Source organism: Bacillus tuaregi, assembly GCF_900104575.1.
Classification (GTDB): Bacteria; Bacillota; Bacilli; order Bacillales; family Cytobacillaceae; genus Bacillus_BD; species Bacillus_BD tuaregi.
Window position 1 is genome coordinate 2,344,029 of the sequence record NZ_LT629731.1, and the last position, 14,672, is coordinate 2,358,700.

Here is a 14,672-nt window from a genome sequence, read left to right on the forward strand (position 1 = left end):
CCATTTGATAATAGATATTCACTATTTTTATCACTAAACCTAGAGATAAAGCAAGATTCAAGGGATATTGCCGAGAGAAAAGAGCTTAAAAAGAAAAGGACTACGTGAGGAAATGTTGAATTATTAAGCATGGGAAATAGAATCCCCTGAAATCTTTTCGGAAAGGTAGTGATGAAAGAATGATATTTCTAATTCTGCGTCGACGAAGGATTCCTGTTCCAGCCACCGTTAAAAAAGGAGAAGGAAACGGAAATCCAGTCCGGAAAGTTATGATTCCAATGAAAATTCTAACCATGCTGAAAGCAAGGGAAAAAGAAGTGCGAGCGTTCAAAAAACTCGCTTTACAAAGCATCTATATCTCTCAGGAAGGCACTAAACTGACAGGATGGATCCGAATACAAATGGAGGACGTGAAAAGAAAAGTGGTGCTCTGTTCCCCTGCCGCATTACGATTTATTGGTCCGGGTGATCATATAGATAGAGAACAAAGGAAAGGGGTGGTAAACAAAATCATTGCAGCATGATTCAGGATAATGACAATTTAATAATTTCATTTTAAATAAAATATTGGCAGCGTTCGCTTGCTGCACTAATAAACGGAAAAGCGCTTCTTGGTACCGGAAGCGCTTTTTCCGTTTATTATTTTAGTCTTTTTCAATCATTATCTCATTGAGGCTGAGATGTACTGGATTAGCTAAGGAATCACCAACAGGACAATGCTTTTCGATAAACGCTACAAATTCCTCTATTTTTTCTTTAGGACTATCACTTTTGATATGGATGTTATAACGAATGTTACTATAACCTGGGCGGACCCCGGGTAAATCCTTTAATCGGTCTTCATCAAGCTCACCAATTACCTCAACCCAAAAATCGTCAAGCTGAATATTGAATCTTTTCGCGAACGTACGAGCCACAATAGATTGGCAGGCTCCAAGCACACCAAGCAAGAGCTCCGGCGGGTTCATTGCTGTATTAGTTCCACCGCTTTCAATTGGTTCATCAATTGTCACCTCAAACCCTCTGGCTTGAATTTTTACCTTCAAGCCTTCCTGAAGATGTGCTGAAGCATTCAATATTGTTTTGGCCATTGTATACATCTCCTTGATTTAGTGATGATCACATAACTACCCCTATCGTAACGCTTGCAAAAAAGGATTCACATAGATAAATTGTGAAACTTCAAACAAAGAAGTTCAGGAGTCTTTTTATGCCTGCTGGATTCGCCAATGCCAAATATCGCGCTGAGGAATGGAATGAATGCATCACACACGGCTTCATTATTCTACCATACTAAATCTCTGAGGTTAGTTAGAGTAATGATTCACCTTTCGTCAGACAAATAGGACTTGTTTCGCCCACTTTCTCCATCTATATACAACTTAACGGAAAAATTTTAATGCAGAATTATCAGAAAAGTCGTATAGTTTGAAGGAATAGTTGCTTACAATAGCAAATATATATAGTATAAACCATTTTAAAAGGGGCTTGAAAACAATGTCAATACCACGTTCAACTATGAAAGGTTCGGATCCAATTATCATGACACAGATTCAGGTAAATCAAGCAATTGCAGCATTTTTCGAGAAGAAGGGATGTACTGTTAAGTTTGCAAAGAATGGAACTGATGTCGATCTGATTGCCGAATATAAATCTTGTAAATTTTTAATTGAATCGCGTGGAAATCAAGCAGTGACTCAAACCGGTACGAATCAAGTTTTCGATAATTGTCAAATAGGACTCCACTTATCTGAACAGCTAGAGCAAATTATGAGATTTCAGCAGCAATTTAATTTCTCCAATACCATCTTCTACATTTTAGCAAATCCTGATATTCCAAGAATTAGAGAACGTGTTGGAAAAATCAGCAAAGGTCTTGATAAGCTGGGAATCATTCAAGCGTGGGTTCAGGCTGATGGAAATGTAGTATTTGAAGGTGAGAAATCAATCTTATTAAATAATTTATTATTATAAAAGGAAAAGGTACTGCTACATTCACCAGCAGTACCTTTTCCTTTTACCATCATCAGTACTCCTCCCATACATTACAAACGTCACTACCAAATCAGCATAGAAAGGAATATAATAAAGTCTCTCTATAGGATTAAAGAAATCAACAAATTCAAATATAGATTTTACTTTTCTGCAATTCTGTAAATGGTAGCGAATAAGGAGGTTACACTGAATGGCAAATACTCATGTCTTTTCAAAGGAAGAAGAAATATCCAATTCAATCACCCATGGGATTGGTGTGATTCTCAGTATAGCAGCACTAGTCCTATTAATTGTTTTTGCCTCCCTATACGGGAATGCCTGGCATATCACAAGCTTTACAATATTTGGAGTCACCATGGTACTCCTCTATACATCGTCAACACTCCTGCATGCTCTCCGTCCAGGACGAGCTAAGGACTTTTTCGAAATTATGGACCATACGTCGATCTATTTCTTTATTGCTGGAACCTATACACCTTTCCTTTTTCTGGCTGTTGATGGTTGGGTTGGCTGGACATTATTTGGAATCGTCTGGGGACTGGCTATCGGCGGGACCATTTTTAAGTCATTTTTCGTCAAAAAATTTCTGTTTACCTCTACCCTGCTATATGTGTTCATGGGCTGGTTAATCGTATTTGTGTGGCAGGATTTAGCAGCTAATTTGCACCCAACCAGCTTAAGTCTCTTAATTATTGGTGGCTTATGCTATACTGTCGGAGCCGTTTTCTATATGTGGAAGCTTTTTAAGCACCACCACGCAGTGTGGCATGTCTTTGTTCTTGCTGGTACAGTCCTTCATTTCTTTTCCGTGCTTTATTTACTTCCATAACTATAAGGCGACACACAGTGCTTCTAGTCATTGTGTGTCGCCTTTTTTGTTCTCTATTAACTAATTCGTACATCCAATTCATGTAACTTGGGTTATTTTCGAAATTTTCGAATACTATAACATATAAGCTATGCAACAGATGTCAGGAAGGTGAGGAGAATGAATGACGATTTTAGAAGTGAAAAATCTTAAAAAGACATTTGGGTCGGTTCGTGCTGTCGAGGATGTTAGCTTTTCTGTGAAAGCCGGCGAAATCTTTACCATCATCGGACCAAATGGAGCTGGAAAAACAACATCACTTGAAATGATTGAAGGATTGGTTTCTCCTGATGAAGGTGAGATCTATTTTGGAGACTTAAACTGGAATCAGCATGGTCATAGGATTAAAAAAATGATTGGTGTCCAGCCTCAATCGAGTGCCATGTTTGATCTATTGACACCAGAAGAAAACCTCAACCTCTTTGCTACCTTTTACGACCATGCACGGTCAACCCATGAAATTCTTGAATTGATTAATCTAAACGAACATCGTCGGCAGCAGGTTAAAAAGCTTTCCGGAGGTCAACGGCAGCGATTGGCCATTGGACTTGCGATGATTAGTGATCCTGACATTATTTTCCTAGATGAACCAACGACAGGACTAGACCCTCAAGCACGCCGTAATATTTGGGATATTATCCTACAGCTCAAGGAGCTCGGCAAAACAACGATATTAACGACTCATTATATGGAGGAAGCTGAGCAATTAAGTGATAGGGTGTGCATCATTGATCAAGGAAAAATTGTAACCGTAGATACCCCTGCCTCTCTCATTGAACAGCTTACAAAGGATCGAGAGGTACACTTAACGTTTCTTGATGGCCCTGAAGCAGCTAAAGAAGCCCATCACTTTACAACAAACCTTGAATCTGTGATTCGCAGTGAAGTGGAAAAAGCATCGTTAACACTCTGGACCACACACCCTGAGGATACTTTATATACCCTTTTTGGTTTCACAAAGGAAAAGGATTACCAGGTCGAGCAGGTCTCCATTCGAGATATGAGCTTAGAGGATGTCTTTATTGCGTTTACTGGAAAGGAATGGAGGGATTAGCTTAAGATGAAGCAATTTAAGCAAATGTTCTTAGCGCAATTAAAGCTAACCTTAAGAGAAAAGCAAGCCTGGTTTTGGGGAATCTTCTTCCCTGTTATCCTCATGGTTATTTTTATGACTATTTTTGGCGGCAGCTCTGATAATGATTTTTCAGCTAAAGTAGTCATTGTGGATGAAAATCCGAATCCCACTTCAGATACGCTGTTAAATCAGATTGAACAAATTCCAGTGCTGGAGCTTGCCAATCATCAACCCATCAACCTAAATGAAGCGGAAAAACTGGTTAAAGACCAGGAGGTGGATGCTGCCATTGTCTTACCTCCATCACCTGAAGCTACGTCCATCCTTCTAGTTGTTAATAAAGAGGATGAACAAGGTGTAACCGCCCAGGCTCTTTCAGGAATGCTAAATGATTTTGTTCAAAGGGCAAATTTATCTGCCGCCGGAGCCCCTCCTACCTTCGAGCTGCAGTTTGAATCGATCACATCCAGTGAACAGGAGTTGAATTACACCGATTTTCTGCTCACAGGAATGATTGCCCTGTCAATCGCCCAGGCCGGTATGTTCGGCATGGTTGATTTAGTTGACATGAACCGGAAGGGTTTAATCAAAAGGCTTCGTATGACACCAGCCAACATGAATATCTTTGGCTTCAGCGATATGGTGATGCGTTTGTTATTCAGCATCGTACAGGTGATTTTATTATCACTTATAGGAGTATTTGTGTTTGGTGCGAAGCTGTACATTAACTTTCCCAGTCTCCTGGTTGTCTTCTTATTGGGCGCCTTGTCCTTTAATGCACTTGGTTACTTTTTTTCCTCGTTTAGTAAGACAACCGAAGCCTATATGGGAATCGCCAATATTGTCAGCTTCCTGATGATGTTTTTGAGCGGCATATTTATCCCGATTGAATCCATTCCAAGCTGGATTCAGCCGATTTCAAACGTCCTTCCACTCACTTACTTTGTTGAGGGCTTAAGAGACAGCATGGTTTATTCAACCAGTATTTTCTCTAGTACACTATGGGTCGGAATTGGGATTTTAGTAGTATGGGGTATGATGACCTTTCTATTGGGCTCCTGGTTTTACAAAAGAAAATCAATTGTCGCGACAAGATAATCTTGGACCTCACGTAAGACATCATCGAAGCAATGGATGATGTCTTACGTTATTTACTTACCAAGTATTTGATTATTCAATAGATATAAGAAATTTTTTTGAAAATACTCGTAGATTTTCTATTGCTATTTTTTAAATTGCTTGTTATTATAAAAAACGTGATTTGGAAAGCTGCTATTTGAATATATTGGGATCTTTCCAAGCAGATAATTTTGACCACTTCCCTCAGGGAATGTTAAGGCAACGGTGTGCCGGGTCAAATGCCGATTGGCAACTTTGGTTGCCTTATTGATTGAGTTAAAAGCTCAAATTTTATAAGTTGGTAACTTTATAACCAGTGCATCTGCACATCAACTTGTGAAACGGTCAATAAGAGTGGTAAAAGTAATTATTTGCTATATAGACTCTGATCCTATGAAGATTTATTCAAATATTAAAGGGCTTTCCGCGTAAATAGCCTTAGGCTATCTTGTGGACGTATGCTTATGATGGAATATCATAGCTATACATACTTTTTAATATGAATATTATCCAAAGCAAGTAGAATGCGCGATGTGGCGTTTTTTACTTGCTTTTTTTGTTAGCTAACGGGATCGACCGAAGAGGCGTTTGAAACTACTGTACGTACTACGTGTATTCAATCTTCCTCTGCACTTACTTCAAATCTATTATGTTAGGAGACAGGAAAATGGGAAAAGCACTTATTATTGGTTGTGGCGGAGTAGCCTCCGTAGCTATTCACAAATGCGTTCAAAACAGTGAGGTATTTGAAGAAATCTGTATTGCCAGCCGAACAAAATCAAAATGTGATGCATTAAAGGAAAAATTAGACGGCGGCAAAACGAAAATTACGACCGCACAGGTGGATGCGGACAATGTTGACGAGTTGATTGCCTTAATTGAAGAAGTTAAGCCGGACATCGTCATGAACCTGGCTCTTCCTTACCAAGATTTAACCATCATGGATGCCTGCCTTGCCACGAAAACAAACTATTTAGATACAGCAAACTATGAGCCTGAGGACACAGCGAAATTTGAATACAAATGGCAATGGGAATACAAAGAGCGTTTCGAAGAAGCAGGCATTACAGCTCTTTTAGGTAGCGGCTTTGACCCTGGTGTGACAGGTGTCTTCTCTGCTTATGCACTTAAGCATTATTTCGATGAAATTGAAACGATTGATATTCTTGACTGTAATGGTGGTGACCATGGCTATCCATTTGCAACTAACTTCAATCCTGAAATCAATATCCGTGAAGTATCTGCAAATGGACGATATTGGGAGAATGGCGAATGGATTGAAACAAAACCGATGGAAATCAAACGTGTATACAACTTTGATGAAGTCGGCGAAAAGGATATGTATCTGCTATACCACGAGGAGCTTGAATCTCTTGCGAAAAACGTTCCAGGACTTAAGCGTATCCGTTTCTTCATGACATTTGGCCAGAGCTATCTTACACACTTAAAGGCGCTTGAAAATGTCGGCATGACTTCTATTGAGCCAATAGAATTTGAAGGAAAGCAAATTATTCCATTACAATTCTTGAAGGCAGTATTACCAGATCCAGCAACACTAGGACCTCGTACAAAGGGGAAAACGAATATCGGCTGTATCTTCAAAGGGAAAAAAGACGGTGTTGAAAAAACTTATTATGTATACAATGTTTGTGACCATGAAGAATGCTACCGCGAAGTCGGCTCACAAGCTGTTTCTTACACAACAGGCGTTCCAGCCATGATTGGTGCCATGATGATGTTAACTGGTAAGTGGAACAAGCCGGGTGTATTCAATATTGAGGAATTCGATCCAGATCCATTCATGGAAGCTCTTAACAAATGGGGATTGCCATGGAAGGAAGACTTCAACCCTGTGATGGTAGACGAAGAGCCAGTAAAAGAAAATGAGACTGTGCTCATAGGTAAATAAAAGCTGAAAAATAGGTGTCTCACCTATATTTCATCATGAAAGAGGGCATTCAAATGGTCAGCATAATACCGGCCCATTTGAATGCCCTTCTCTTTTAGAATTTTGAATGATAGTTTTCGATTTCCCAAGTATGAACGGCGGTTCGATAGCTATCCCACTCTGCCTTTTTCATCGATACATATTCATTATATACATGGTCGCCTAATGTATGATAAGCAAATTCACTTGCTTCCATTTCTGTTAAGGCTTCCTTTAATGAGCCAGGCAGATTGTCAATTCCAAGTATTTCCCTTCTCTCCTCAGCCATATGGAAAATATCCTCATCGATTGGAGCTGGTGCCTTTAGGTCCTTTTCGATTCCATCCAATCCCGCTGAAGCTATGACAGCAAAAGCTAAATAAGGGTTTGCTGATGGGTCAGGACAGCGTAATTCGACACGAGTAGCAAGCCCTCTTTTGGCTGGAATCCGAATCAGTGCCGAACGATTCGATGCAGACCAAGCAAGATAGCAAGGCGCTTCGTAGCCGGGTACAAGACGCTTGTACGAGTTCACAAGCGGGTTGGATACTGCGACAAAACTTTTTACGTTTTCAAGAACCCCTGCAATAAATTGGTAGGCTGTCTCCGATAATTCCAGCTTATCGGAGGAATCCGTAAAGGCATTTTCATCTCCCTTAAAGAAGGACATATTCACATGCATTCCAGACCCATTAATTCCAAATACCGGCTTCGGCATGAAGGTTGCATGCAACCCAAATCTTTTTGCAACCGTTTTTACTACCCATTTGTATGTTGTTGCTAGATCTGCTGCGTTCAGGGCATCACCATATTTAAAGTTAATCTCATGCTGACCTTCTGCCACTTCATGATGTGAAGCTTCAATGCTGAAACCCATTGCTTTTAGAGCACGATAGATTTCTAATCGTACACGTTCACCCAAATCCTGTGGTGATGGCTCGAAATAGCCTCCCTTATCACTAATCTCTTGAGTTGGGAACCCATTATCATCTGTTTTAAATAAAAAGAATTCCAGCTCAGGTCCAACAGAGATAGTAAAGCCTTTTTCGGCAGCTCGTTCCATCGTTTTCTTTAGGACGTTTCTCGTATCACCATCAAAAAGAGTTCCATCTGGAGTAGTAACCGAACATAAGAATCGTGCCTCCGAATAACAATTCTCCACTGACCACGGGAGGACAGCAAAGGTATTTAAATCTGGCTTTAGGTACAAATCTGATCGGTTGATTGGAGAAAAGCCCTTAATGGATGACCCATCAAACATGATTTTCCCTTCCACGACGTCCTCTAATTGCTCAGCTGTTACTGTTATATGCTTTAAAATCCCTTCAATATCAACAAACTGTAAATGTAAAAGTTCAACACTATTTTCTTTGATCGTCTCTTTAATTTTGTTTAGTAGACTCGTTTCATTAGTGATTAGCATATCAGTCATGTTACATTTCCCCTCGCATTCATGTTATGTTTTCTAACATGTTATTTGATATGTTTATTATATGCTGATTCTGCTGGTTTCGCAAGTAATTTTTAGAAAATTCAAACTAGCTTTTTATTATCGGAAAGATTACATTGGATTTATGTAAGATTTATTTACATCAATCCATTTTTCAAACAACAAAAAAGGAAAGCTACAAAGCTCTCCCTTTTGTCAAAAATATTGAATTCCGAGTATCATACAAAAACAGTCATGTGAAAGTCATCAGCAAATGAGCTGTGATCGAAATAACATATTATTTCTACTAAACCAGCAAAAAAATGACTGAAGTACTAAAAAACACTATTAATCTACAAATTTCGCAACAAAAACGCAATGAATCCTTAACTGAATTCGCATCTAGGAGCTAATTAAGCTCATAATTTCATTAAACCAGTTCAAGTACTCTATCTTGTTTTTCCTGCTTTGTATCTGCTAAACCAAGAGCCTTCGCTGTTGATTGATGGACTTCTCTTAGTAATTCAGGGTTTTCCAATAATGACTTGCCATACGATGGAATCATTTCTTTTAACTTTGGTTCCCACGCTTTAATATGCTGCGGGAAGCATTGATTTAAGACCTTCAGCATAACAGATACCGCTGTAGATGCACCTGGTGAAGCGCCAAGTAAGGCTGCAACCGATCCATCCGCTGCACTGACAACCTCTGTACCAAATTGAAGTGTACCTTTTCCAGCATCCGTATCTTTAATGACCTGTACACGTTGTCCTGCTACGATTAGATCCCAGTCATCGCTTTTCGCATCTGGAATAAATTCACGCAGCTCTTCCATCCGCTGTTCTTTCGATAACATAACCTGTTGAATTAAATATTTGGTTAGTGCCATCTCCTTTGCACCTGCAGCCAGCATGGTTAAGACGTTGTTCGGTTTAACAGATGTGATTAAATCCATCATCGAGCCCGTTTTTAAGAACTTTGGTGTGAAGCCGGCAAATGGTCCAAATAGTAATGATTTTTGATTATTGATAAAACGTGTATCAAGATGCGGAACAGACATTGGCGGAGCACCCACCTTTGCTTTTCCGTAAACCTTCGCATGATGCTTCTCGACAACCTCAGGGTTATTACATACCATGAATAGTCCGCTTACAGGGAAACCACCAATATGTTTTCCTTCCGGAATGCCAGATTTTTGCAGCAGATGAAGACTTCCGCCCCCGCCGCCGATAAAGACGAATTTAGCTGTATGCTGTTCAACAGCACCGCTAATTTGATTCTTTATTTTCAGCTCCCATGAGCCATCACTTGTGCGTTTAATATTATCAACACTATGATTGTAATGAACATGGACATCCTTAGTTTCCAAATGTTCAAACAGCATCCGCGTTAAAGCACCAAAGTTTACATCCGTGCCGGTATCGATTTTCGTAGCCGCGATCGGTTCATTGGAGGTCCGATTACTCAGCATAAGCGGAATCCATTCTTTTAACTTTTCGGGGTTATCAGAAAATTCCATCCCCTGGAATAGCGGATTATTTGATAGCGCTTCAAATCTTTTCTTTAAGAAGGTTACATTTTCTTCCCCTTGCACGAAACTCATATGTGGCAGTGGCATAATAAAGTCCTGCGGATTACGTATTAGCTTATTATTTACTAAATGGGACCAAAACTGCATTGAAACCTGAAATTGCTCGTTAATATTGATTGCTTTTTTAATATCTATCGATCCGTCTGGCTTTTCAACTGTATAGTTGAGCTCGCATAATGCGGCATGCCCTGTTCCCGCATTATTCCATTCGTTGGAGCTTTCCTCTCCTGCGTTTGCTAGCTTCTCGAATACTGTAATTTCCCAGTCCGGTACTAATTCCTTCAGAAGCGATCCTAATGTTGCGCTCATAATTCCGGCCCCAATTAAGATCACATCTGTCTTTGTTTGTCTGTTACTCATATTCTACCATCCCTAACCCTAAAGATTTACAGAAAGGATGTAAGCGCTCCCCACTAGAAACCAAAGCAAGCCAGGGTGCGACTTAGTCACACATCATTTCTGGACCAAGTATTACCACATTATAGTGTATCATTATTGTTTAAATATTAAAATATCTTTTTACAATTCTAGTATATAGTAATAATAATCAATTTGAAAGCAGACTGTTTCAGATGCAACAACAACAATCATTCAAATTTCCATTCTATTAAGTCCTATATGTTTCTATATTATATCTATTTATTCACCAAATCGTCAAAATATATTTCATTTTCAAAGAATTTTTTTTAAATATTGGCTCTGTTAAACATAAGTGTTGATTTTCGTTCCAGGCACTTCGCTTTCCGCAGGCGACCGCCGAGCCTCCTCGACACTACGGGTCTGCGGGGTCTCGGCTGTTTCGCTTCTCCTGCAGGAGACTGCGCTGCGTGCCTTCCACTACAATCAACCTGCTTGAAAATCAACATTGTGCTTTAACACAGCTTAAATATTAGACAGTCCTAATGAATAATAAAAAACTCGTCAGATTTTGACGAGTTTTTTCGCTAGTATCCATATAATAACTCCACTTAATTGGTAAACAACCAAGTTAAGGTACCAGCGTAACAGGACAAGGAGCAAGCTGTAAAACTCCGAGACTCACACTGCCAATAAAGGCACTTTTGACCGCACCTAATCCGCGAGTACCCATAATGATACAAGCAGCATTTCGTTCTTTTGCTAAATTTGTAATTTCAACCTTCGGAATTCCTGTACGAATCACTTTTTCTGTATGAATTTCCTGATTTGTTATGGTTTTTATGGCCTTTTCTAAAATTCCATCACCTGTTTCTTGTATATAGGCTTGAATCTCTGCTTTCGATACAAATTGATGAAAATTGGGTGAGGAATCGTAACTTGGCTGAACATTAACAAGAATAATATCAGCGTTTGATTCCGTTGCTACCGTACAGGCATATTTCAGAGCTTGATGAGAATGAATCGAATCATCAATTGGAACAATGATTTGTTTTTTCATGTGTATCACTCCAAATTTTTATCGAGAAGTAGTTTGTCATGTAATAAGAAAACTTCTTCTATATGACATCATTCGACAACAGTTTGGCAAATCCCTTCTTTTTCCAACATAATCAGTGGTAATCCCGCTCTACAAAATTTACCTAAACTTACTTAAATACTACTTAGAGGCAAGTTTTCCAGTAAACCTTGCTCCCTTGGTCAAGCCATAGGATTCAATTTATTTGCACCGCTATTTCTAACGGATGCAATCGGTTTCTCATGATTTGCGAACAAATCATACCTTACCGCATAGGTGATACAAGCGAGCTTCCACTTTTTCACCCAGTCCGAGCCAGACAATATTTGTATCTTTTTAGCCATATTAATGGCACTATTTAAGTCACGAACAATGGTATGTCCACAAGAAAGACAAATAAACAAACGAACCTCCGGTTCTTTCTTTTCTTTATGACCACAAACACAACATTCTTTGGTTGTATTTCTTTCGTTTACCATTTTATATTGTTTCCCACGTTTAGAAGCAACCCACTGTAATATTTTACGGAATTCACCAATATGTGTTTGATTCAACATACTTCTTTTCATATTTTTAGAACGAGCTGTGCCATTCGTAGGCGTATAATCACCAATAATCACTAAATCGTAGTGATTATATAACCAATGTGCGATACTATATAACGCGACTTTAATTTGTTCTCGTCGTGTATGGTACGCTTTATTCAAAGTATTATTGTATCGAGCCCATCTTTTGCTTGGCTGCCAGTAAGCGTTGCCGTGTTCTGTTTCTATTTTGATTGATTTTCTCTCGCAAAAATCTCTTTTACTTTTGATTTCATCAATCTTTTGATCCCAGAATTCTGTTTGATAAATTTTACTCATTTCATAGGAAACTCCTTTGTAATCTACTGCTACAAAGAAATTTTTATGATTCGGATCTAAACTAACCCATTTGGTTCCCTTCGGGAACCTTTCTTTTGTTTTTGATTGTTTTTTCTTTTTCTTCGAGTGATAAATCGAATGTGTATGTAATAACTTTTTCTTTAGTTCTTTAAATGTTTTTTCTATTTGTTTTTGTTCTTTTTCCATTGTTTTATATCTTTCAATGGTAAATATCCCATAAAAACGATTTCCTTGTTGTTTGCATAACCGAAAGGTTTTGATTTCTTCTTTTTCTTTAATAAAAAAAGGTTCACGTAACGTTCCGTTTACTGTGAGTTGTTTGCCTGATATATCTTTCCCAAATGAAATCCTAATCGTTTTAGAATCGAGTAATTTAAACCCTTTGTTTGGCTCATCAAAGTATAAAGAAAACCACTTCTCCTTCCAACTACGGAACTTTGGATATCCATTTTGCTTTTTAAAAAAACGGTCATAGGCATCTTTTAAGCGCAAGGCCGTGTTTTTTAACGGGGAAGAATGCACGGTCCGAAGGAATGGATGGATTTTTTTCAATGTTGTAGCGTAATTTCTTAAATTTCGTCCTTCTAACAACTTTAAAGGGGAACCATTCTCATAATCATTTTGGGCAGCTTGAATTAATTGATTATACAGCCAATTACATATTTTACTTTGACCGTCTAAGGCATAAGTGGTTTCTTTTGGAAAAATAATTTCCACCTTACGATTGAACGTTATACTCAAGTTTTCTCCCTCCTTTCTTTGATAATTAACCTAATTATAAGATTATTCAGGTGATATTTCAAGTAAGAATAAGTAAGTTTGAATAATTTTATTCTTTTATAACTTCTTCCACCATTTGTTTTAATTTTTTTGACTTATGGCTTCTACTTCCATATAACCGACTACTAAATACGGTTAAAATGGATAATATATCTTCTACCATTTCTTGTTCATATGTTTTGTCTTCTGTTTGATTAATGACTTCTATTTTCACATCGTGAAACTCGCAAATTTGTTCGATTAATTCCATACCAAATCGAATCAACCGATCTCGATAATTTATAACCACACGTTCCACTTGATTCGATTGAATCATTTTAATTAATTTTGTTAAACCTTTTTTGTTATAGTTTAATCCACTTCCCAGATCTTCTATTATTTCGAAACCGTACCCCTTTGCCGTACAATACATACTCACCAGTTCTACCTGACGTTTCAAATCTTCTCTTTGATCAGAAGAAGAAACGCGACAATAACCTACGGTTATTTTTTCATTTAATGGCTTCACTTTTTTTATTTTAGATAATTCTTCAACAGTATACCGACGGTGGTTGCCTGTTGTACGAACGGACTTAATTTTTCCTTCGTTTTCCCACCTTCTTAACGTAGATGTTGCCACTCCTAACATTTCCGCCGCTTCTCTAATTGTGAACATAATAAAAACACCTCACCTTTGTAGATGAAGTGTAACATATTTACTTGCTTAATTTAAGTAATTTAGATTAACTTTGGATAATTTTAAACAAACAGTTATCTAGCCCCTCACTCTTAGGAAACGACTGAATAAACGCTACAGCTGCTTTTATCCATTCTATTTATCAGTATAATAGTCAGTAGAGTTCTATAAAGAAAAGGAGAATAGAAGTAATGACAGAAGGGAAAGATTGGAAAAATGGCGCAAAGGGGCATCGTTTTGTCGCTTCCTTTAGTGGCGGTAAGGATAGTGTACTCGCGCTTTATAAGGCATCACAGATGGGAGATGCCCTTGGGTTGATTGTAATGATGGAGGAAGAAGGGAAACGTTCTAGGTCTCATGGAATGCCACCTGAGCTGATTCAGGCCCAAGCTGAATCGATTGGTTTACCTGTTTATACAAGAGCAGCAAGCTGGGCAGATTATGAAGCGGTTTTTATAAAACTTTTAGAAAAAGCAAAAAGTCAAGGTGCTGAGGTGCTGGTGACCGGTGACTTAGATATGCCTGAACATGGCTGCTGGCATGAAAAGGTGACCGAGAAGGCCGGTTTAAAGCTAGCAATGCCTTTATGGGGTATGAATCACCGTGAAGCTGTCGAGGAATTCATTCAATTAGGCTTTGTCACTATGATTGTCACCGTTAATTTGTCTTTAGGTATGATGGAAAAGGATTTAGGGCGCATTCTAACCCTTGAGTACATAAAGGAGCTTGAAGCACGTGGAATCGACCCGTGTGGAGAAGGTGGCGAGTTTCACACAACCGTAATCGACGGCCCTATTTTTCAGCAGCCGATTCCGATTCGAAAGGGTGAAATCGTTAAGGATGGAGATTATGCCTTTTTACCGTTAAAGCTAGAACAATGAAAATACATATTT

13 protein-coding genes are annotated in these 14,672 nt (G+C 38.6%); 7 read left to right on the forward strand and 6 right to left on the reverse strand.

The annotated features are described in order from the left end of the window. Positions 1 to 179 precede the first annotated feature (179 nt). Complete coding sequence (locus BQ5321_RS13530; protein ID WP_071394979.1) at positions 180 to 524, forward strand: hypothetical protein; 345 nt, start codon at positions 180 to 182, stop codon at positions 522 to 524. Positions 525 to 644: 120 nt separating this feature from the next. Here BQ5321_RS13530 and BQ5321_RS13535 read toward each other — a convergent pair whose 3' ends face one another. Continuing rightward, positions 645 to 1,091: an OsmC family protein gene (locus tag BQ5321_RS13535; protein WP_071394980.1), complete on the reverse strand. Its 447-nt coding sequence runs from the start codon at positions 1,089 to 1,091 to the stop codon at positions 645 to 647. A gap of 406 nt (positions 1,092 to 1,497) precedes the next feature. Between BQ5321_RS13535 and BQ5321_RS13540 the strand changes: the two genes are divergently transcribed. The 5 genes from BQ5321_RS13540 to BQ5321_RS13560 all read left to right on the forward strand — a co-directional run bounded on the left by BQ5321_RS13540 (position 1,498) and on the right by BQ5321_RS13560 (position 6,966). Beyond that, complete coding sequence (locus BQ5321_RS13540; RefSeq protein WP_071394981.1) at positions 1,498 to 1,974, forward strand: hypothetical protein; 477 nt, start codon at positions 1,498 to 1,500, stop codon at positions 1,972 to 1,974. Positions 1,975 to 2,185: 211 nt separating this feature from the next. Beyond that, complete coding sequence (gene trhA / locus BQ5321_RS13545) at positions 2,186 to 2,824, forward strand: PAQR family membrane homeostasis protein TrhA (protein WP_071394982.1); 639 nt, start codon at positions 2,186 to 2,188, stop codon at positions 2,822 to 2,824. A gap of 163 nt (positions 2,825 to 2,987) precedes the next feature. After that, positions 2,988 to 3,917 (forward strand): ABC transporter ATP-binding protein, encoded by a 930-nt coding sequence (locus tag BQ5321_RS13550; protein WP_071394983.1) that lies wholly within the window; start codon positions 2,988 to 2,990, stop codon positions 3,915 to 3,917. A gap of 6 nt (positions 3,918 to 3,923) precedes the next feature. After that, positions 3,924 to 5,036, forward strand: coding sequence for an ABC transporter permease (locus BQ5321_RS13555; protein WP_234978407.1), 1,113 nt, complete (start codon positions 3,924 to 3,926; stop codon positions 5,034 to 5,036). Positions 5,037 to 5,724: 688 nt separating this feature from the next. After that, positions 5,725 to 6,966, forward strand: a complete 1,242-nt coding sequence (locus BQ5321_RS13560) for a saccharopine dehydrogenase family protein (RefSeq protein WP_071394984.1) — start codon at positions 5,725 to 5,727, stop codon at positions 6,964 to 6,966. Between the two features lie 94 nt (positions 6,967 to 7,060). On the opposite strand, the gene BQ5321_RS13565 is transcribed toward BQ5321_RS13560, so the two are convergent. From BQ5321_RS13565 to BQ5321_RS13585, 5 genes are all read right to left on the reverse strand, one after another. Further along, positions 7,061 to 8,416, reverse strand: a complete 1,356-nt coding sequence (locus tag BQ5321_RS13565; RefSeq protein WP_071394985.1) for a glutamine synthetase family protein — start codon at positions 8,414 to 8,416, stop codon at positions 7,061 to 7,063. A gap of 427 nt (positions 8,417 to 8,843) precedes the next feature. Beyond that, the gene (locus BQ5321_RS13570; RefSeq protein WP_071394986.1) at positions 8,844 to 10,364 is read right to left on the reverse strand and encodes a malate:quinone oxidoreductase; all 1,521 of its coding nucleotides are present in this window, start codon (positions 10,362 to 10,364) and stop codon (positions 8,844 to 8,846) included. 628 nt (positions 10,365 to 10,992) lie between these two features. Next, positions 10,993 to 11,421 (reverse strand): universal stress protein, encoded by a 429-nt coding sequence (locus BQ5321_RS13575; protein WP_071394987.1) that lies wholly within the window; start codon positions 11,419 to 11,421, stop codon positions 10,993 to 10,995. A 200-nt stretch (positions 11,422 to 11,621) separates the two neighbouring features. Further along, on the reverse strand, positions 11,622 to 13,064 hold the full coding sequence (locus BQ5321_RS13580; protein ID WP_071394988.1) for an RNA-guided endonuclease InsQ/TnpB family protein: 1,443 nt from the start codon (positions 13,062 to 13,064) through the stop codon (positions 11,622 to 11,624). A gap of 88 nt (positions 13,065 to 13,152) precedes the next feature. Continuing rightward, positions 13,153 to 13,758, reverse strand: coding sequence for an IS607 family transposase (locus tag BQ5321_RS13585; RefSeq protein WP_071394989.1), 606 nt, complete (start codon positions 13,756 to 13,758; stop codon positions 13,153 to 13,155). A 212-nt stretch (positions 13,759 to 13,970) separates the two neighbouring features. On the opposite strand from BQ5321_RS13585, the gene BQ5321_RS13590 reads away from it, so the two are divergent. Further along, positions 13,971 to 14,660: a Dph6-related ATP pyrophosphatase gene (locus BQ5321_RS13590; protein ID WP_071394990.1), complete on the forward strand. Its 690-nt coding sequence runs from the start codon at positions 13,971 to 13,973 to the stop codon at positions 14,658 to 14,660. The last annotated feature ends 12 nt before the right edge of the window (positions 14,661 to 14,672 follow it).